This window comes from Bacillus sp. AFS017336 (assembly GCF_002555445.1).
In the GTDB taxonomy this organism is placed as follows: Bacteria; Bacillota; Bacilli; order Bacillales; family Bacillaceae_G; genus Gottfriedia.
The window spans coordinates 12,700-33,998 of record NZ_NUCO01000145.1 but is presented as its reverse complement, the minus strand read 5'-3'; the positions used below and the strand labels follow the sequence as shown (position 1 = coordinate 33,998).

The following is a 21,299-nucleotide window of genomic DNA, read 5'->3' as shown; positions in this document are numbered from 1 at the left end:
ATTATTCGTAACTAATTTTTCTGTATTAAAAGTTCTCTTTAAATCTATCAATGCATTGTCATTTTCGATTTTAATAGAATCAGATATTCATTTAGTACTCCTTCACTTATCGACAAAAAAACGATACTTAGTTGTTGAACAGTATTTGTCCTCTCGTTCTAAAATGATAGATGGAAATTCAGGATAATTAATCGCATCTGGATACCCTTGGGTCTCAAGGCAGATTCCTAAGTATTTTCTCACTGGAACATTTGATATGGAATATTTGCCTACTAATTGATTTCCTGAGTAAAGAACAACACATGGTTGATCGGTTGTAACAAGTAAATTCCGCCCACTTTCCTCATCACTTAACATTATTGTCCGTTCACTCTGATTAGCGAAAACGATCGGATGATCATAACCATGACCAACAAGAACATTTTGAGGATGAGATAATAGGATTCCTTCTTTTAACTTTCGACCTTGCTTAAAATCAAAGGGAGTATTCTTAACATCTAGTAATCTTCCAGTAGGTGTTAAATCAGGACTTAATTCTAAAAAGAAATTAGTTTCTAATTGTAGCTTATGCTCTAAACAATCCCTTTTTAAATTACCACTTAAGTTAAAATAAGAATGATTCGTTAGATTAATCAAAGTCTTTTTATCAGTCTTACCCTCATATGTTATTTTTAGTTCATTGTCATTTGTTAAAAGATACAATACAGTTATATCTAAATTTCCTGGGTAACCTTCTTCACCATCTGGACTGAGGTAAAAAAATTTCATACCAATTGCATTTTCTTCTTCAATTTTTTCCGTTTTCCAAATGACGGAGCTAAGGCCAACTTTCCCACCATGTAAATGGTTAAGATCATCATTAGCAGCTAGTCTGTATTTCTTACCATCCAAGTCAAATGATGCACCTTTAATCCTCCCAGCTACTCTACCTACTATCGCTCCAAAGTATGGTGACCATTTTAGATAATCACTAAAATCCTCAAAACCAAGAACAACATTTTCAACGTTTCCAATAAGATCGGGAACCATAATTTTCGAAATGATACATCCATAATTTAGACAAGATACTGACATTCCTGAATCATTGTAAAAAGTATACTCTTTAACAGGTTTTCCATTGTAATGACCAAACAAACGATCTTGCATTTTCATCGGTTTATCTCTTCTTTTGGAGCAGATAATGAATAAAGGAAACGATGAAATCCTGCAATTCCTACTTCATCCCGTTTAAACACTCCTGCATTTTCTAATGCTCTTAAAAACTTCTTGCCTACTTCATCTTTCATAATCGATTCAATATTTGTTTCATTAACAACACCGAGATATTTACCTTTTAATTCTATAGCCCAGTTTAGATGATACTCGGCAACGACTTTTGTTTTATTAAGAATGAAATTTCCTACTTCTTCAAGTTCAGTCTTTAGTCGCGCAGGTAGCACGGCCAGCCCCATTACTTCAATAAGACCAATGTTCTCTTTCTTAATATGGTGAACATCTTCATGTGGATGAAAAATCCCAAGTGGATGTTTAGAGTCCGTTCGATTATTACGAAGCACTAAATCCAACTCAAATAAGTTCCCATTCTTACGAGCAATAGGGGTAATCGTGTTATGAGGTACCTCACCTGTTTTCGCTAAGATCCCTAATTCTTCGTCATTGTAGTTTTCCCAAGCTATTAAAATTTTTTCCGCAACTTCAACTAGTGTGCACGATTGTTCCGATTGCAACCGAATGACAGACATTGGCCATTTCAAAACTGAACATTGAACATCTCGAAATTCTTGCAATTCAAAAGTCCAATCAACGTCTGCTCTAGCCATAGCAAATCTATAACGACCACCCTGATAATGATCATGAGATAAAATCGAACCACCAACAATGGGTAAATCGGCATTTGATCCAACAAAATAATGCGGAAATTTTCCAACAAAGGCTAACAACAGTTCAAATGTCTTACGGTTAATAATCATATTTGTATGTGTTTTGGATAGAACAATACAATGCTCGTTGTAGTATAAATAAGGTGAATACTGTAAATACCAAGTTTCTCCCAATAAATTGACTCGAATCATACGGTGATTGGAGCGTGCTGGATGGCCTCTTCTCCCGACATAACCTTCATTTTCAATGCAAAGCAAACATTTTGGATAGTCTCTTTTGGGAGCTGCTCTTTCTAATTCAATGCTTTTTGGATCTTTTTCTGGTTTAGACAAATTAATGGTAATATCTAATTCACCATATTTTGTCGACACTTTATACTCAATATTCTTCTTGATTTGCCTCATCTGAATATAGTTACTATTTTTACATAATTGATAAAAATAGTTTGTTGCTGATAGAGGATCCAGTTTATATTTTTCATAGAAAAACTTGTTTACAGTTGATGGGCGAGGAATCAAGCAGTTCATTATTTTACTAGAGAAAATCTCTCTTTCATCAGATTGGTTCTCAATAATTCCTTTTTCACATGCATAATCAACAATTAAATCAAGTAAGTCTTGAATCATAACTTGGTTTTTCCCAATTGCTTCCTTATATTCAGTTAACTGTAAAAGGGAAAGGATTTGATTACGCGCAAATATTTCATCGTCCGACTCAATTAATTGAGCTAAAATTGCTTGATTGATTAATTGTTGTACGTATTGAAATATCATCTTTTCACCTCAATTTTTGATAACCATTAGGGTGATTTTGATGCCAGTTCCAAGCATCACTAATGATTTTGTGAATTGAGGTTCTCGATGGTTTCCATCCTAGTATCTGTTTTACTTTTTCCGAAGAAGCAACGAGAGTACTTGGGTCACCAGAACGTCGATCACCTTTTTTAACTGGAATATTGATGCCAGTTACCTGAATAGCCGTCTCAATAATTTCTTGAACAGAAAAACCTTGACTACTACCCAGATTAAAAATGTTGCTCTTTCCTCCATTTTGGAGATAACGAAGCGCTAATAGATGTGCTTCAATCAAGTCCTCTACATGAATATAATCCCTTACGCATGTGCCATCTTTCGTATCATAATCATCTCCAAAAATCTTAACAGCTTCCCTCTTACCTAATGCAGCTTCTAAAACAACAGGGATAAGATGTGTTTCTGGATGATGGTCCTCACCTATTTGTCCGTCACTTCTAGCTCCAGCAACGTTAAAATAGCGGAGGGATACATATTTCAAATCAAAAGCTTTTTCGCACCAAGCTATCATTCTTTCCATCGATAATTTCGTTTCACCATAAGTGTTCGTTGGAATTGCAATAGCCTCTTCTGTAATAGGTACGACTTTAGGTTCCCCATAAACAGCAGCTGTCGATGAAAACACAATGTGTTTAACACCAAATTCCTTCATCATTTCAAGAACAATCTGCGTACCGTATACATTGTTATCAAAGTACTTTAAAGGCTCAAGCATTGATTCACCTACAAGAGAATTAGCCGCAAAATGTAGGATTGCCTCAATGTTTTCTTTTTCAAAGACAGTTTTCATAAATTGTCGATCGCGGATATCTCCTTGATAAAAAACTGCCTTTGGATGAATTGCATCTAAGTGGCCTGTTTGTAATTGATCAATCACAACCACTTCAAAATCATGATCGATTAACTGATAAACCGCGTGCGAACCAATATAGCCTGCTCCGCCTAGCACAAGAATACTCATTTATATCCCCTCCGTCATTTCTATTTCTTTTGCACCATCCCCGATACTCGCTACATAGAAATCAGCATCATAGCCGATCAGTTCTCGATAAACAGCACCAACATTCGCTATAAAGTGATCAACCTCTTCATTCGCGACGATTGCAATCGCACAACCCCCAAAACCTGCTCCCGTCATTCGTGCTCCAAGTACCCCCGACTGTTTCCACGCTGCTTCTACTAAGCTATCAAGCTCTTTACCCGTCACTTCATAATCATCTCGTAATGATCTGTGTGAGTCGTTCATTAATTGCCCAAACCCCTCTAAATTCGCTGCTTTTAGCTCTTTAAGTGCTTTTAAGGTTCTTCTATTTTCATAAACTGCATGCTTGGCACGCTTACGAACAATTTCATTTGAAATGAGAAATTGATTTTCATCGAACTCTTTTTCAGTAAGCTGCCCAAGAGCTTCAATGGTCAGCTTTTGCTGAAGCTGAGCCAGTGCTTCTTCACATTCACTTCTACGCTGATTGTACTTCGAATCCGCTAGCTCTCTGCGCTTATTTGTATTCATAATCAATATTTTATATCCTTCAAACTGAATTGGAGCGTACTCATAATTAAGTGTCTTGCAATCTAGCAAAATCCCTGCATGTCTAACTCCCATACCAATCACAAATTGGTCCATGATCCCACTATTTACCCCAATAAACTCATTTTCAACACGTTTTCCAAGCTTGATGAGATCTAGACGAGGAATATTAAGATCAAACAAGCCATTTAGCATTACACCCGTTAACATTTCAAGCGATGCAGAAGAAGAAAGCCCTGCACCATTAGGAATATTCCCATAAATAAGTAACTCAAATCCTGAAGTAAATTCGTATCCTAATTCTATTATGTAACGAAGGATACCTTTTGGATAATTTGCCCAGTTATCATTCGGATTAAAATCTAATGAAGTCAAGTCAAACTCGATTAATCCTTGGTCAGGAAAATTAATTGAATACATGCGAATTATCTGATCATTACGCTTTTTAACAAGAGCATAGGTTCCATACGTAATTGCACATGGAAAAACATGGCCGCCATTATAATCGGTATGTTCTCCAATTAAATTAATTCTCCCAGGTGCAAAAAAAACTTTTTGTGGCAATTCGTGATATAAGTTCTTAAATTTAGAGATTAATGTGTCGCTTTTCATACTGTTTAAATTTGGAATTGTGAGCATTCACTTTATTCCTTTCTTCAATTTTTTAAAATTTAAAGCCCCTTTAATAGTTTATTCACATTTTAATAAAGGGGCTTTTAGCTATATTTAAATTTTTACTATTAATCTATTTTTTCTTTGCATGCTTACGCATATCAAATGCGACGGCCACAATAATAATTGCACCTTTTACAATGAATTGGATGTATGGGCTTACTCCTAGGAAAGCTAAACCATAGTTGATAATTTGGAAAATTAAAACCCCAGTAATAACACCTGGCACTGTACCAATACCACCTGATAATGACACTCCTCCCACAACGCAAGCTGCGATGGCATCAAGCTCATACATATTACCGGTATTGTTTGTAGCGCTACCTACGCGTCCAGCTTCAAGTGTTCCAGAGAAACCATAAAGAAGGCCTGCAATCGTGTAAATTATTATGATATTTTTTGCAACGTTTACACCAGAAACCTTAGCTGCTTCAGGGTTTCCTCCAATTGCATACATATTTTTACCTAATTGTGTTTTATTCCAAAGAACCCAAATAATGATTGAAAAGATAATAGCATAAAAAATAAGAAATGGAATTTCATAGTCACCTATTGGAATTCCCCGTTGAGCAAACTTTGTAAAGCTTTCACTTAATCCACCAATTGGTTGTGCACCGTATGGAGGACGATCAAAGTAGATAGAGGTAATTCCATATATACCAATCATCATCCCTAATGTAGCAATGAAGGGAGGTACATGAAATTTTGAAACAATGACACCGTTTAATGAGCCAAATAGCCCAGTAATTAACATGGCAATAATAATTGGTACAAACAAAGGTAATTCCGGCAAGCTTGGATACATTTTATAAGCATAATCACCAGCTTGAAGCAACGATGCCGACACTACAGCCGCAAGACCGACCATCCGACCAGCAGAAAGGTCCGTTCCAGCTGTAATTAGAATTCCTGCTATTCCAAGCGCAATAATAATACGTGAAGAAGATTGACTTAAAATATTGATTAAATTGGTAACCGATAGAAAATCAGGAGAAACGATTATTATTCCTATTACAAGAAGTATTAAAAAAACATAGATTACATTATCGAATAGCCATTTGGTTATTTTTGAATTTTTGATGGCTTGTGAACTCATTTTACATTTCCTCCTAATACAATGCTGCTAATCGCATGATTTCTTCTTGAGATGTAGTGGCTGTATCAACGATTCCAGCTACTTTTCCATTACTCATTACTAAAATTCGGTCTGTTACACCCAAAAGTTCTGGCATTTCAGAAGAAATCATTATGATCCCTTTTCCTTCTGCTGCTAGTTGATTAATGAGTTGGTAAATTTCAAACTTTGCGCCTACATCAATTCCTCTTGTAGGCTCATCTAGTAATAGAACTTCCGGATTAGTTAACAACCATCGGCCAATGATTACCTTCTGTTGGTTTCCACCGGATAAACTGCCGATGGCTGTCTTTTGAGATGGAGTCTTTACCTTCATTGATTCAATTACCCACTTAGTATCATGGTGTACTTTCCTGTCAGAAAGGAGGATCCCTTTTTTATACTGAGCTAGGTTAGCTATGATAGAGTTAAAGCTTATACTAAGATCAGGGTATATACCTGTGGATCTTCTTTCTTCTGTCACGAGTGCAAAACCATTTTTGATAGCATGCTGAGGTGAATGGTTTTGCACTTCTTTACCATGAAGTTCCAGCTTCCCTGATTTCATTGCTCTCATACCGAATATTGACTCCATTACTTCTGTTCGTTTAGAGCCGACTAGACCAGCAATACCTAAAATTTCACCTTTTCTAATCTCAAAATTGATATCAGAGAAGGAGGATTCATTTTCGGCCGTTAAATCTGTAACTTTTAATATAACGTCACCAGGTTGATTTATTTTTGTAGGGAACCTCTGTGAAAGATCCCGTCCAACCATAAGCTTAATAATCTCCTCGGTTGTTAACTCTTTCGCACTTTTTGTAGTAATGTACTGACCGTCACGCATGATGGTTACTTCATCTGATATCTTCAGAATTTCTTCCATTTTGTGAGAAATATAAATAATAGCGACATTCTCACTTTGTAGTTTTCTAATGATTTTAAATAAGTGGTCTACCTCTTTTTCTGTTAGAGATGAAGTAGGCTCATCCATTACAATAATTTTCGAATGATAAGAAACTGCTTTAGCGATTTCTACCATTTGCATTTCAGAAACAGATAAAGTGCTCACTCTACTCCGTGGATCGATAGAGATATCCAGACTTTTAAAAATAGCATCTGTATCTTCATACATTTTCTTTTCATCTATAAAAATGCCTTTTTTTGGAAAACGTCCTAACCAAATATTATCCATGACATTTTGCTGACGAACTTGATTCAATTCCTGATGGACCATAGAAACTCCGTTTTCTAGTGCTTGTTTGGAATTGGCAAATGAGACCTTCTTGCCATCCAAATGAATTGAGCCATCATCCATTGAATAAATACCAAATAAACACTTCATCAAAGTTGATTTTCCAGCACCATTTTCACCCATTAAAGCATGTACAGTCCCAGCCTTCACTTTAAGTGAAACATTTTGAAGTGCGATTACACCAGGAAATTTCTTTGTTAAATGACTCATTTCAAGTATATTAGTCGTTCTGGTTTCTAACATGAGCATGCCTCCTTTTAATACCTATGAAAAAATATGAGAGGTACTTAATGAGTGCATCTCATATTTTTTTTGCATCCGACAGCTACTTTCTTCTTTATTATTTATAAGCATCTTTACCTACTTGAATATTTTCTTTTGTTACTTCAATGTATGGAACACGAACTGCTTTAGAATCATCTAATGTCCAATCTGTTCCTTCAAGAACGTCTTTACCATTTGCTGCATTTGTAGCAAGTTCAATAGTCGCTTTACCTTGGTTAGTAGCGTCATTTAATACCGTTCCAACCATTTTACCTTGTTCAATCATATCAAGCGCTTCCGGAATTGCATCAACACCTACAACTGGCATAAACTTGTTTCCAGAGAAATAGCCTGCTTTTTCAAGAGAAGCAATTGCGCCTAAAGCCATACCATCGTTATTAGCGATTACAAATTCGATTTTATCTTTGTATTTAGCGATCCAAGCATCCATCTTTTCTGTTGCTTTAGTTGCATCCCACATAGCTGTATCCATTGCTAATTCTTCTACTCCGATCCCTTTTTCTTTTATTGTATCAATTACATATTTTGTACGAGCTTCTGCATCTGGGTGACCTGGTTCACCTTTTAGTAAAACATATTGAATTTTCCCATCGCCGTTTTTGTCATATTTTTTAATGTTTGCCTTCCATGCTTTTGTAACCATTTCCCCTTGAATCACACCTGCTTCTGATGATGTTGTACCAACATAGTAAGCTTTTTCAAAACCTTTTAAAACAGATGAATCCGGCTCTTTATTAAAGAAGATAACAGGAATATCTTTCGACTTTGCCTTATCAACAATCGTCTGTGCTGCCTTGGGGTCTACTAGATTAATAGCCAATGATTTAGCACCTTTTGCTATTAATGTATCTACTTGTTCAATTTGTTTTGCTTGGTCATTTTGGGAATCATTTAACATCAGATTAACTTTCCCTTTAGCTGTCCCTTCCATCGCACGACGAACATAAGACATAAAGTTATCATCAAATTTGTAAATCGTTGCTCCAACAGCTGGAAGCTTATCGCCACCTTTATTGCCAGAATCAGAACCACTAGTAGAACTACTACATCCAGCAGTTAATAGAATGCTAGAAGCAACTGTTAAAGATAAAATAAATTCCTTTTTCTTTTTAATCATGTGATTATTCTCCTCTTATATATAGTAAAAACAAAGGTAAAATGGCACTTACCTTTCACTTTGGAAACCCTTACAAATATGTTAACATGAGCGATTTCGTTAAATAAGTTTAACTAATAGCATAAAATTGTGAATTCCTAGATTATTTTATAAACAATTTTAAAAAGAATTTATTAAGGAAATTAAAAGGACCAATCCTGCCTTCAATACATTGAATATTTATTAAATTTAATGTCTTTGAAAATAATAAAAAATCCCCCTTTAGTAGACTACCGCTCCTTTTGGAAGGACTTTTTTGTGTCTACTATATGGGGGATAATATATTCCATTAAATTGAATTAGTCTTTTTCAAAGTCTATAAATTTACTCACTTAACTTACTGTGGCTTTACGGAACTCAGATGGTGATAAACCTGTATTCTTCTTAAACACCCGACTAAAATAATTTGGATCTTTATAGCCGACTGAATAACATATTTCCTTTAAGCTCTTTCCACCACCTAGCATTTCCGTTTTTGCCTGCTTCATTCTTACTTCTGTTAAATAATCAATAAATGTCATACCAAATCGGTCTTTAAACAACTTGCTAAAATAAAACGGACTTAACTCCACAAACTCAGCAACTAATTCTAAATTAATAGATTCAGAGTAGTTCTTTTCAATATACTCCTTCGCCTTTTGAAGCATACCTTTTGCATGATTACTTCGCCAATCCTGTACTTGATGAACAACTGACAGTAAATAAGACTTACCCTTATCATAAAGAATTTTCAAATCTTCAGTCTGATTAATGGAAGGCGATTGTTCATAACCTATGCCCAAATCGTGTAGCATTCGTGAAACGAGAATAAACAATTCATCAAAAGATTTACTAATTTTTTCGCAATTCGATTGATTAGTGGAAAGTCTCCTTACAAATTGCTCATAAATGATGGTTACTTGGTTAACATCTCCTTTACGTAAAGCATCTAATAGTTGCTTCTCGGCTTCTAATACATCTGTAAAAGTATATCTTTCAATGCCCTCTTCATGATTACCGAATAAAAATTTTTGATTGGACATTTTTAATAATTGTTGTAGGGCGGATAGTGCCTCATTATAGGATTTATACAGTTCACATGCATTCATATATGGTAAACCGACTCCTACCCTTAATTCCGCGTGAAAAAATTCTTTTTGAAAAAGTTGGTTTATTTCTTCTATTATATTAATGGCGTTCGTATTAAAATGTACCTTTTCAGTCGTTTTCCTGCTAAGGAATAAAACAGGTACTTGTGTATCTGTGATAGGTCCTACCATTAATTCATATTTTTTAACAACCCATTTTAATGTGTCCTTCAGCCATAAATACCAGGTTTGTTTATCGTAATGCTCAGGCTCAACGACTTCTTGAATCGAAAAAAGCATCATGTATCCATATGTGATTTCAACTCCTAGCAGTTCACCCCACTCATTATAATTAAAATCATTAATCTGGTTAAGTAATAATGTATTTATACATTCCTTGCCCGCAATCGATACAGCACGATCAAAGTTTCTCCGTAAACTTTTCTCTTCGTTTATTCGATTATGTTCTTCGCAAATTTCAAGTGATACACGTTGTAAGCTCTCGAGTATATCTTGCTTTCTACTTGGTTTCAATACGTATTCCTTTACGCCCTGCTGCATCACTAATTTAGCATACTCAAAGGTATTAAAAGCAGAAACCATGATAAACCTTATACTAGGATCGATTTTTTTTATTTCCTGTACAGCTTGAACACCATCAATACCTGGCATTTTAATATCCATAAAAATAATATCAGGCCTATCTTTTATCGTCATTTCAATTGCTAATCTTCCGTTGGGGGCTTCTCCGATGACTATTACCTCCTCTGAAAATCCATTTATGATTTTCGTTAATACCTTTCTTTCAAGAACTTCATCGTCAACAATTAGTACCTTCAGCAAGCTTCTTCCCCCTCTTCCTTAGTCATATAAGGGATGGTTAGTCTGAAATTTGTTCCTTTATTCAATTCAGATTCAATTTCAACGACATCATTTCTTTGATAAAAGAGTTGCAATCTTTTTATCACATTTTTCACACCTATGCTTGTAGAATGACCAGTTGATTTTTCTGGAGAAAATAGCTCCTCTGAATCCTTCCCTTTTACGTAATTAAGTAATCTAGTTTTCGTTTTATCATCCATTCCTTGCCCATTATCTATCACGTCTACATGGATACGATCTTCAAAACGGTAAATATTTAAGCTAATCCTTGCATTTTCTTCATATGATTCAACACCGTGGATGAATGCGTTTTCAATTATTGGTTGCAAAATTAAGGTAGGTATTTCAAGATCTAAACAATCATCGTCTATATCTGTAGTAAATTGAATTCGGTCGCCAAACCTTGTTTGTTGAATAAAAAAATACTCTTGAACAATTTTTACTTCATCTCTCAGTGTCGATGCCTTCTTTAAATTTCCAATATTATAACGTAGCAGTGCTGCAATAGCCTCAATTAATCTGGAAGTATGCTCCGCTTCTTCTAAAAAAGCCATTTTTGAAACGGTATTTAATGTATTAAATAGAAAATGTGGATTGATTTGATTTTGAAGACTCTTTAACTCCAAGTCTTTTAACAGTTTGTCTAACTCTGACTTCTGTTTTATTTCCAAGACATACTGTCTAAGATTCGTTCGCATCTGGTTAAAAGTTTCAGTTAAAAGCTTTAATTCATCATTCGTTGTAATTTTTATATCTTCCCCAGATAAATCACCTTTTGAAATTTGCCTTGCTGCTCCTGATAATTTACTAATGGGCTTTGTAATTCCACCGGAAATCCATAATGCTAGCAACATACTCAGAAAAAATGTAGCAGAAAAAAGGGAAATAAACATAAGTTTATATAAATGATTTTGCTGTTCCATTTGATCATAAAATAACTGATAATCGGATAATTTATTATTTAATAAAGAAAGTGTACTCTCTTGAAGAAACCCGTTTATTTTTAATACTTCATTAAAGTGATTGGAGTAGTAGTTTATATCATCCTTTTGAAAAGACCTTACAGTTGCATCCGTTTCCTCTAAAAAGCTATTAATCATATTTTTATAGTTTATTAATGTTATATCGCTCTTCTTCATTACCTCATCAAGTCTTCTTTTATCTTTGATTAATTTTAGCTTTTCTTTTTGGTAGTCGGCTAAGTAAAGTTCTTCTTTGTCCAAAATATATGCATGCAGCTTCTTCGAAATAAAATTTGTTTTTTGTGAAATATCATTAAGCAATAGAAATCGTTCAAAGCCATCATCATACTCATTGACGAGTTTTTCATTGCTTTTATAATAAAAAAAACCTACTGATGATAAAAGAACGACTAATACAATGAAATATAGAAGCAGTTTGGATCTGATTCGAAATAACATTAACGGCTACTTTCCCTTCTATTCAATATGACTTACTTGTAAATCTTCTACCCTCATAATTCTAGTATTTGTATGGACAATAGTTGGCACCTTTTTCCCCTCTATTAGATCAATCATCATTTCTACTGATTTATATCCCATTTCATAAGGCTCCTGTACAACTGTAGCTTTAATGATCCCTTGTTTTATGTAATTAAGCGTTTCAGGAAGTGTGTCAAAGGCGATTATCGTCATACTGTTTTTCATTTTATATTTTTCGACCACTTGTGCAATTCCAATCCCATCTAAAGCACTTGTCCCAAAAAATGCATTAACTTCAGGATGCTCTTGTAAAATTTGGTTTGTCTTCTCAGCAGCCTGAACTCGACTAATATCTGATTCTTTTACCGTAATAATGCGAATCCCTTTTTGATTTTTAACTGCATCCTGAAAACCCTTTACCCGCTGTATTTGGTGATTCTTATAAAAATTCCCGGTTATGATTGCAACATTGGCGATTCCATGTGTTTCTTCAATCATTGCTTTGCCCGCCAAATAACCTGAGTAATAATTATCTGTTCCAATATAAGCGTTTCGTTTACTATTTAACGCATCTGAATCGACTGTAATTACCGGAATTTTTTTCTCAACAACTCGATCAATTAATGGCGTATACTGCTCGTCACTTAAACCTTGCATTAAAATACCATCTACATTTGAGGCAACTGCCATTTCAATTGTTTTTACATGTTCATCCATATTGGATTGCTTGGGTCCTACATACTCCAAAAATACATCATACTTTTCGGCTGCAGCCCTTGCTCCTTTCTCTACAAGTCTCCAATACTCATTATCTTGTTCTTCCGGAACTAAAACAAAATGATATTTATATTTTTCTAAATTGGTACTCTCAGTAGGCAATTTATGGATGAACACTTTGTATCCAAAATAAATAGAAAAGAAGAAACTTACGAGGAGCAAAATAGTCCCCAAAATGTACGCAACGCTCGCTAACCTGCTCACTTAACTCCCCCTTCACCCTGAAACTACATAACTGATCAACCATGTAAGTGTATAAATGAATGTATAATAAAGATTTATTTACATTAAATGTACTAAGTCCACCTTATAAAAGGTGGACTTTTAGTAGTACTATATAGATTGAATTACGTTATTTAGTCTACATTTAAAATAAATATTTAAACAAGAAAGCTTATGGAAGCCTGTTTTATTGTGTTCACCTTCATTATTTCTTCACTACAACTTTTTTAAGTTGACCAATATTCCCGGCTTTATCCTTTGCATAAACGTAAAGAGTTGCTCCGACTTTTTGCTTTTTATAATTAACAGTATATATTCCTTTACTGTTAGCAGTAGTTGAGCCAATAATTACTTTTCCTGATTTCACATAAACTTTTGCACCTGGCTCGGCTTTTCCGCTCATTTTTGTTTTAGATATGCTACTAACAGATGGAATTGCCGGTGGTGTTATGTCTTTTATTTTAACTTGTTTATTAGCTCCAACATTCCCCGATTTGTCTAAAGCGTAAACATACAGGATTGTTCCCACCTTTTGCTTTTTAAAGCTAATAGAGAATTTTCCAGTACTGTTAACAACGGAAGAACCTATGATTTCTTTTCCTGATTTAGCATATACTTTAGAACCTTTTTCTGCAGTTCCAGATATTTTAGTATATGTAACATTTTTTACTGAAGGAATAGTTGGTGCTGTCTTGTCTTTTACAGTGATATTCGTTTTAATCTCTTTACCAGCTTGGTCAGTAACAGTCACTTCTAGAATTGTTCCAGCTTTTTGAACTCTGATTGGGAGTGAAAAAGTTTCTGAAGTATTTACAGTTCCTGAAGCAAGAATAACTTTGCCAACTTTTATCGTCACTTTTGAATTAGCTTCAGCCTCACCAGTTACTAACTTATCTTTATCACTTACTTCATTTACTTTCACAAAGTTACTAGGGTTTGTACTACCTGAACCAGGTTTTTCATTGTTTGTTACATTAAATTTTACGATTTGTCTGTCTGCTTTTGAGCCACCTACAGGAGAAAGAATTGCTTTGTATACCCCACTAGCAGCAGATCCATTTGGTGTAAAGCTTCCATTATATGTTGAACTTGGATTCTTTGTGGAATCAATTTTGATTTCATTCCCGTTTGGATCAATCACTTTAAAGTCCCAAACAATTGGTTTAGATGCCCCAGCTTTGAATGTAAAAGGATTATTTACACTTACATCCTTGTCTTGAGTACCTGTTAAAGATGTAATAAATGGTGTAGGTGGTGTATCACCTTTATAAATTGAAATAGTCTTAAACGTAATATGTCCTGTAAGATCAGTTACATAAAATTGGAAATCATTTCTGCCTTCTGATAATTTAAGGGTCATCTTATGTTCATAATTTAATGGTCTTTGCTCGAAAGGTTTTTCAAATTCTTTATTATCTTCTTCATTACCATTTACTGTTAAACGGAAGGCATCGAAGTTATCTGAAATTAAAGCTGTTATTTCTGGATCTGCCGCATTTTTTGCAACATAATTATTCGCTGGTAATCCTTTAATATCAAGTTTAGCACTTTGAGTATCAATAAAAATTTGTCGTCGGAATTCAATTTTATTTCCAACTACATCTTCTCCTACAAAAAACACGTCATGTACACCATCTTCACTAAACTTGATTTGTGATTTAAAATCATAACGCTTTAAGGTTGGGTTATAAGTTAAATCTATGTTCTTCTCTGTATCCCCAACAAGTTTGTCACTTCTCACATGTAAATATTTAACTAGTGAACTATCAGTTACGTATCCTGTAACAGAAATATCACGAGTATTATATGCACCAGTAGGACTTGGTGAATTCGAAACAATATATGGAATCGTGTTATCAGGAGAAGATAATGTAACAATAGAACCATTACTTGCATTGTCCCATACGACAATATCAATATTATTTTTGATATCAACATTATATTTATCTTTAAGTTCTTTTAAATCAACTACGTATTCCTTTGTAGTAGGATTAACTTCTTTGATGTTATCTACCCATACTTTCTTATTATCAGTATAGATATCAACGTCACTAATACCACTGCCGTTATCTTGAACTTTAAAATATAGCTTATTTTTACTGTAAGTAGCATTTGAGATAACTGGAGCAGTGTTATCAACAACTACAGGGAAATTTACAACTTGTTGAGGCTTACCAGGGTAATCAACCTGCGTTTTAATTGTATAGTAATATAAACCTTCTGGAACAAGTTTGTTATTTACTTTTCCATCCCATTGAGTATATTCAGGTTTGTAGGAATAGCCTGCTTGAGCTTTACCGCTAGTATAATAATCCTTGCGTTCTCCATATTTATTAGTGTATAGCTTGCGAAGTGTATTGCCACTTCTGTCTGTAATGCTGTATTCAACCGTTTTACTATTTCTTAAAAATTGAAGGACTGGAGAAAGTGCATCATTATGTTTATCTCCATTTGGAGAAATAGCAAGTTTTGCTTTATTGAAAGTACCTAGAAATCCATAATTATTACCAATAGCATTACCATCTTGATCAACAAATCCCGAGCCATATGTCAAGCCACTGAAGTATGAAGTTGAAGGGTCAGCCATTGTATCGTCTAGGATTGGAGCTGCATTCCAATCACCTTTAAAGCCTACATATGGTACAGAAATATCTGGAAGTCCTGCATCTTGAGAGTCATTTTTTAAAGTGATAAATCCTTCTACAAAATAACCATTTTTCATTGCTGCTTCTAACTCAGCTTTTGCATTTGTAAGATCGATGCTAATCGTAAAATCTTTTGATTGACCTGGGACTAATGATAGAGTTGGTGAATCAGTTGTAACGATAGCCTTTGAAATCACCTGTGATTTTAGAGCGTTTCTCCCATTTGAAATTGCATCAGTTAAAACTGATGTGTCCACATTATACGTTACATCTTTATCACTAAAGTTAGTAGCTGTTAACGTCATTTCAAATTTATCGGTCTTGATTTCTTTCAATTCAACCTTTGCATCATTAGTGCCTTTTCGCACAACATAAACAGGTGTATTAATAGCTGAATATAGTTGCATAAGTCCAGCACCTTGTCTACGTGGAGAGTAGTATATATTATTGTCATCTGGATCCTGAACTGGTTTTGCTGTATTCATCAGGAGCGTTTTTACTCTTTTTACTTTATCCGCTCCCTGTAAATTTGGGAATAATTGTTGAACTTTTTGTAGTACTAGTGCAGCTCCCCCTGACACATGAGGTGCAGACATTGAAGTACCACTCATTGTTCCATATTTTCCGTCATTTAGGGTTGAGTAAATTTGTCCACCTGGTGCGGTGATTTCAGGCTTTAATTCCAAACTTGGCGTCACACCCCAAGAAGTTGATGAGTTCATTCTACCAGCAGCGCTATTTACAACCGTCTTCATTTTTCCTGTAAATGTAACCTTCCCGGTACCACCAGCAGCAATAAGTTTAGACTCAAGATCATTTCCGTCACTAATCCCTATTGAAACAACAGGAATAGTTGGGTTTGATAATGCCATGTGTACATAATCTCCATGAGTTTCATGACCTCGAATAATAACTCCAGCAGCCCCTGCCGCTTGAGCAGTTGCTTGAATTGCAGCATAGTTTGGACCACTTGTCGTTGACTTTCTTATTGCATATACAATTTTACCTTTTACATCCTTACCATCATACTGTGAACTATACCCATTGCCCACATAGACAACATCAAGGTCCTTATTCGTCCCAAATACCTCAACCGGGTTAGGAGCGGATTGTCTCTGAAAAGCCATTGAAAGCGTTTCGTTTCCAACTGTTACTTTCATTTCGTCCAATTGTATATAGTCATTTTCAATATTTGCTACTGAAATTGAGTTAGTTGCAACACTAGGATCACCAACTAGTCCGATATCAGGGTTAGATGCGAACGGATTAGGACCACCACTTCCAATTTGATCAGAGTTTCCAGCAGCAATTGACATTAATACGCCACTGTTAACAGCTCTTTCAACCGCTTTTTGTTCTATACTATCAGAATTAACAAATCCTGCAGGTGAACCTAAGCTCATATTCAGAACATCTGCTCCAAGCTTAATTCCATCATCAATCGCTTTTACATAAATGTCACCATATGTAGATGGATTAGCTGGATCGTTACTGAATACTTTTAGGGCTAATAGCTGTGCTTCTGGAGCGACACCTTTAATACCATTCCCACTCTCGTCACCATTTGCTCCAACAATTCCAGCGACATGCATCCCATGCATTGTTGCATTTGGTCCAAGATCCAGAATTTCTTGGTTTTTATCTGCATAGTTATAGCCATACGGAACTTTTGTAGTAAAATATTTTCCTTGTAGGTTATTTGCTGAGATAAGTTCATCTGTTTTTGTTTTTGTTAGCTTATTTTTAGGATCTTCGTTTAATGTCATGTCTGGATGAGACGAATCAATGCCAGTATCAATGATTCCAACTACCATGCCTCTTCCGGTATAACTATCATGCCAAGTTTGAATGGCTTGTACCATTTTTTTACTAGACAGCATATTTGGTTCTTCTTTTGGTCTTTCATATTCATTTACTAGATTAACAGATTCTACATTTGGTAAACTCTCAAGTTCATCAATCTGACCATATTCGATTTCACCACTGACACCGTTAACAACTGTTGTAAAGGTATTATCAACTTTAAAATCGACGTTATCTTCTTTAACATCTGTTAAAAAATCTTTTTGCTCATCTTTAACTTCTGATTGCAACTCTACTTTTTTTGTTTCTGGTAGATCTTTATATCTAATGCCTTTTTTAATAGAATAAGATATTGCAGGTGCCCCTTCTAATTCAACTATTACACGAACTTTTTCATGGTCTTTAGGCTCTGGTGTAGGAGCAATTCTCTTTTGTTCGGTTCTATCTGGGGCAACTAAAGTGTCTCGATTCAATGTATCTGCCTTTACCTTTGCAGCGCCCACAAAAGAAGCTGAACCTGATATTGATAATAATGATGCCAACCCAACTGCTGTGAACTTTTTTAGCTTTTGATGATTCTTCAATCTTCTCTCTCCTTCTAGTTATCAAGATAATGCCTTGACCCCCGTTTTCTAATTTTGAGATGTTCCTAGAAAATTTAATAACCCTTTCTTAAAATTCTGAATTTTCCCTAAAGGATCGTTCACAAACATAATATACTAAATATTCCGGCATTGTAAATAACTTTTTTTGTTTTTGATAAAAAGTTATGTAGAATTATAGATTTAAATTTACATAAACAAAAAATACTTGATAAAACACTATTCAAACTATAAAATACTGCATTAAAAATTTATATTCTTATAGACTTTTTATCATTTTGTTAAAAAGAACATATTGAGACCATGAAATAAGAATGTCATTTTATTGAATATCAATAGCATTTTTAATCAAGTTCGCTAAAATTCCTAATCCGGATCTAAGGATTAGACCGATTTCTGGCCGAAACCCGATATGATTTCCTATAACAATGGTGCTTCTTAAATGCGTACACACATTCCCCTTTTTGAATAATAAGATTTTAATAATATACTAGAACACTAAAATAATTTATAAACAAACTTAAATTCAAAATGATATTAAATTACTTGTTTTATAGGTTTTAATATGTATATAAATTGAAATAACATATATTTTTCTTTAATAATCAATATGTTTTTATCAAAAATAAACAAAGTTCATATTTTCTAATTCTAATTCCCTTGTTGTCAGATTCTGAAAAGTCTATAATTATGATTAATACAATTTCGAGCAACTGGAGGAAAGTTATGTTACAGCATTTTGTTGGTTCGATGTCTCCTAAGATGAAGAGTCTTAAAAGTATTTATAGATTAATTCACAAAAATGGACCTATAGATAAAAACACTTTAATGAAATTAACAGGCTATAAATCAGCAACATGTGCACGTCTAATTGATGAGCTCTTACAAGCAGAATTAATTTATGAAAGCGGTCTTGGAATATCGATTGGCGGACGAAAACCGTCAATGTATACGATTAATCCGGCCATTTTTTATGTAGTTGGTGTGGACATTGCAAGTTCGTATACTACAGTACTACTTCTTGATTTAAGCTTAAATATCTTAGACTCTGCCAGGCTGGAGATGACTTGGCAAAGCACAGCGGAATACACCTTGCAATTCATTATCGAAAATATTGAACAGATGCTATCCAAACATAGTGTTAAGCATGAGCAATTACTAGGAATCGGAATGGGTGCCGTCGGTCCCATAGATCGTGAAAAAGGCATCATTCTTAATCCTAAAATGTTTATGTCTGACGGGTGGGAAAACGTAGACATTGTCAAACCTTTAAAACAACATTTTAATACACTTGTGCTGCTTGACAATGGTGCCAATTTAGCTGCACTCGGTGAGTACCAAAGCATTTATCTGAAAAAAGAAGTAAATAATCTTATCTTTACCTTATCAGGATTCGAAATTCGATGTGGTATCATTTTAAACGGAGAAGTCGTTCGCGGAAAAAACGGTTTGGAAGGTTCATTTGGTCACGTTCCAATAGATATACATGGTCGTCAATGCTCGTGTGGCTCATTTGGTTGCCTGGCAGCATACAGCAGTATACCTTCAGTTCGCAAAGAAATCATTGATCGCATAAAAAGAGGGAAGAAGTCTATTATTTCGCAGCTGGTGAATAATTTAGATGATTTGCAATTTAATCATATTTTAAATGCTTTAAAAGAAAATGATGCACTTTGTGAAGATGTCATTCGGGATGCTGCCTACTATTATGGAGTTGCTCTTACTACACTAACTCACTCATTATATCCAGATGTCGTTGTTATTGGGGGACCGCTCGGATCAAATCAAATCTTTTACGAAGTAGCATCCGAGACAGCATTACAACGAATCCGGCATTTTTCAGACTATCCAGTTCAATTTGTCAAAACATCATTGGAGTATAATTCAGTTGCCATTGGTACAGGCAGTATGATTTTTAATTATTTTGTTGAATGAAAATGAACCTCGTGAAAAAATCACGCGGTTCATTTCTTTATTCCCCATACTACTATTGAAGGTTTGTTCTTTTTTTAAGTACTAGTATCAGTATGTCCTAATTTTAGAGATTAATTGTAAATGTATTAAGTTTTTTTCACCAGAATTAATTTTTGCCACTTGATAATCTTTCTATCTAATTGTTGGCTAACTTTTATTATCTGTGGATCTGATAAGCCTTTCTCCTTTACTAATTCATACATGGCATCACGTTGCTCATCAATACTCTTATTTAGAACTAATAATTTTCTCAAACGCATTATTTTTACTCACCTTTCAATTCTTATCAATTTCTTCATAAATATAAACAATAGTTATTGTATAAGGTTTGTCATTCCGAACAAAAATTGCTAATTGGGTATTTTGAATATATTTCTTAGTCTAATACGAATTCTCCCTTCCCTTTATATCCAAATTGTTTTATACAGCATTATCGCAAGTTCACACAATTCCCGTTAGCAGAAGTTAACAATAGCTTCCTTCTTCGTCAACTCCAATTGGATAATATGGCATAGATTTTATAATCTCATATAGTTCTTGGTACGTTCCTGATAACCAATCTACAACGAAGTCTCTCGGATTAGCGTACTCATCTTCACCTAGCATATTTAATTCTTCACATTTCAACCAATATTTCCTAAAGACAGCAATAATGCGTCCTTGAATAGAGATAGGGCCAAATCTCTCTTGAATCCACTTTTCTAACTCTTGCTTACTTTCGAATCTACTCTGATTGATCTTACGAATTCTTTCAAATCGTTCTTCTTCTTCGATAACAGCATTAATTAGTTCAAAAACGTAACCTTGAAATAGCTTATCGTATTTAGTCATTCTTATTTTCTCCTTCTAAAATCGAATCTGTTTAGTTTTATCTTACGAAGCATCTAAGATTTAAAACTATATAGAATATATGTATACCTACACATATCGAGTTAACTTAACGCAATATTAAATGAACCCACTCATCCTAAACCCCTTGTCAAATAAATAAAAAATAGGTTCAATATTTTCTTTTGTTTCAAATCCCACTGAAGAATGGATTGCATGATGAAAGAATTCAACTTGCATGAATTTTTCTAGAAAACTATTAACTTTCAAAACAAAATCAATAGTTTTTGTAGTGGTAAAATAATATCAGACTCATAGTGCTTTTGTTTATTTTGGTTGTAAAATTTTCTT

14 protein-coding genes are annotated in these 21,299 nt (G+C 34.4%); 1 reads left to right on the top strand and 13 read right to left on the bottom strand.

What is annotated here, in order from left to right; genetic code table 11:
- Nucleotides 1-102: 102 nt before the first annotated feature.
- From CN601_RS24850 to CN601_RS24800, 11 genes are all read right to left on the bottom strand, one after another.
- Nucleotides 103-1,152, bottom strand: coding sequence for an aldose epimerase family protein (locus CN601_RS24850; protein ID WP_098172686.1), 1,050 nt, complete (start codon nt 1,150-1,152; stop codon nt 103-105).
- The gene (galT, locus tag CN601_RS24845) at nt 1,149-2,654 is read right to left on the bottom strand and encodes a UDP-glucose--hexose-1-phosphate uridylyltransferase (protein ID WP_098172685.1); all 1,506 of its coding nucleotides are present in this window, start codon (nt 2,652-2,654) and stop codon (nt 1,149-1,151) included. The genes CN601_RS24850 and galT overlap by 4 nt, the downstream gene beginning before the upstream one ends.
- A 4-nt stretch (nt 2,655-2,658) precedes the next feature.
- Nucleotides 2,659-3,654: a UDP-glucose 4-epimerase GalE gene (gene galE, locus CN601_RS24840; protein WP_098172684.1), complete on the bottom strand. Its 996-nt coding sequence runs from the start codon at nt 3,652-3,654 to the stop codon at nt 2,659-2,661.
- On the bottom strand, nt 3,655-4,836 hold the full coding sequence (locus CN601_RS24835) for a galactokinase (protein WP_098172700.1): 1,182 nt from the start codon (nt 4,834-4,836) through the stop codon (nt 3,655-3,657).
- Between the two features lie 133 nt (nt 4,837-4,969).
- Nucleotides 4,970-5,992 (bottom strand): galactose/methyl galactoside ABC transporter permease MglC, encoded by a 1,023-nt coding sequence (gene mglC / locus CN601_RS24830; RefSeq protein ID WP_098172683.1) that lies wholly within the window; start codon nt 5,990-5,992, stop codon nt 4,970-4,972.
- A 13-nt stretch (nt 5,993-6,005) separates the two neighbouring features.
- Nucleotides 6,006-7,508, bottom strand: coding sequence for a galactose/methyl galactoside ABC transporter ATP-binding protein MglA (gene mglA, locus CN601_RS24825; protein ID WP_098172682.1), 1,503 nt, complete (start codon nt 7,506-7,508; stop codon nt 6,006-6,008).
- Between the two features lie 97 nt (nt 7,509-7,605).
- The gene (mglB, locus tag CN601_RS24820) at nt 7,606-8,667 is read right to left on the bottom strand and encodes a galactose/glucose ABC transporter substrate-binding protein MglB (RefSeq protein WP_098172681.1); all 1,062 of its coding nucleotides are present in this window, start codon (nt 8,665-8,667) and stop codon (nt 7,606-7,608) included.
- 371 nt (nt 8,668-9,038) lie between these two features.
- Nucleotides 9,039-10,616 (bottom strand): response regulator, encoded by a 1,578-nt coding sequence (locus tag CN601_RS24815; RefSeq protein WP_098172680.1) that lies wholly within the window; start codon nt 10,614-10,616, stop codon nt 9,039-9,041.
- Complete coding sequence (locus CN601_RS24810; RefSeq protein WP_098172679.1) at nt 10,610-12,076, bottom strand: sensor histidine kinase; 1,467 nt, start codon at nt 12,074-12,076, stop codon at nt 10,610-10,612. The genes CN601_RS24815 and CN601_RS24810 overlap by 7 nt, the downstream gene beginning before the upstream one ends.
- Nucleotides 12,077-12,094: 18 nt before the next feature.
- The gene (locus CN601_RS24805; protein WP_098172678.1) at nt 12,095-13,078 is read right to left on the bottom strand and encodes a sugar-binding protein; all 984 of its coding nucleotides are present in this window, start codon (nt 13,076-13,078) and stop codon (nt 12,095-12,097) included.
- 223 nt (nt 13,079-13,301) lie between these two features.
- A complete protein-coding gene (locus CN601_RS24800; protein ID WP_098172677.1) occupies nt 13,302-18,128 on the bottom strand; it encodes a S8 family serine peptidase in 4,827 nt (1,608 codons plus the stop codon).
- A gap of 780 nt (nt 18,129-18,908) precedes the next feature.
- Between CN601_RS24800 and CN601_RS24795 the strand changes: the two genes are divergently transcribed.
- On the top strand, nt 18,909-20,081 hold the full coding sequence (locus CN601_RS24795) for an ROK family protein (protein WP_257131814.1): 1,173 nt from the start codon (nt 18,909-18,911) through the stop codon (nt 20,079-20,081).
- A 125-nt stretch (nt 20,082-20,206) separates the two neighbouring features.
- On the opposite strand, the gene CN601_RS24790 is transcribed toward CN601_RS24795, so the two are convergent.
- Both CN601_RS24790 and CN601_RS24785 read right to left on the bottom strand, forming a co-directional pair.
- Complete coding sequence (locus CN601_RS24790; protein WP_098172675.1) at nt 20,207-20,380, bottom strand: aspartyl-phosphate phosphatase Spo0E family protein; 174 nt, start codon at nt 20,378-20,380, stop codon at nt 20,207-20,209.
- A 205-nt stretch (nt 20,381-20,585) separates the two neighbouring features.
- Nucleotides 20,586-20,951 (bottom strand): hypothetical protein, encoded by a 366-nt coding sequence (locus CN601_RS24785; protein ID WP_098172674.1) that lies wholly within the window; start codon nt 20,949-20,951, stop codon nt 20,586-20,588.
- Nucleotides 20,952-21,299: the final 348 nt, after the last annotated feature.

Coding starts and splice junctions, on each gene's coding strand:
- CN601_RS24850 (WP_098172686.1), bottom strand. CDS start 1,152: ATGAAAATGCAAGATCGTTTGTTTGGTCATTACAATGGAAAACCTGTT.
- galT (WP_098172685.1), bottom strand. CDS start 2,654: ATGATATTTCAATACGTACAACAATTAATCAATCAAGCAATTTTAGCT.
- galE (WP_098172684.1), bottom strand. CDS start 3,654: ATGAGTATTCTTGTGCTAGGCGGAGCAGGCTATATTGGTTCGCACGCG.
- CN601_RS24835 (WP_098172700.1), bottom strand. CDS start 4,836: ATGAAAAGCGACACATTAATCTCTAAATTTAAGAACTTATATCACGAA.
- mglC (WP_098172683.1), bottom strand. CDS start 5,992: ATGAGTTCACAAGCCATCAAAAATTCAAAAATAACCAAATGGCTATTC.
- mglA (WP_098172682.1), bottom strand. CDS start 7,508: ATGTTAGAAACCAGAACGACTAATATACTTGAAATGAGTCATTTAACA.
- mglB (WP_098172681.1), bottom strand. CDS start 8,667: ATGATTAAAAAGAAAAAGGAATTTATTTTATCTTTAACAGTTGCTTCT.
- CN601_RS24810 (WP_098172679.1), bottom strand. CDS start 12,076: ATGTTATTTCGAATCAGATCCAAACTGCTTCTATATTTCATTGTATTA.
- CN601_RS24795 (WP_257131814.1), top strand. CDS start 18,909: ATGAAGAGTCTTAAAAGTATTTATAGATTAATTCACAAAAATGGACCT.
- CN601_RS24790 (WP_098172675.1), bottom strand. CDS start 20,380: ATGCGTTTGAGAAAATTATTAGTTCTAAATAAGAGTATTGATGAGCAA.
- CN601_RS24785 (WP_098172674.1), bottom strand. CDS start 20,951: ATGACTAAATACGATAAGCTATTTCAAGGTTACGTTTTTGAACTAATT.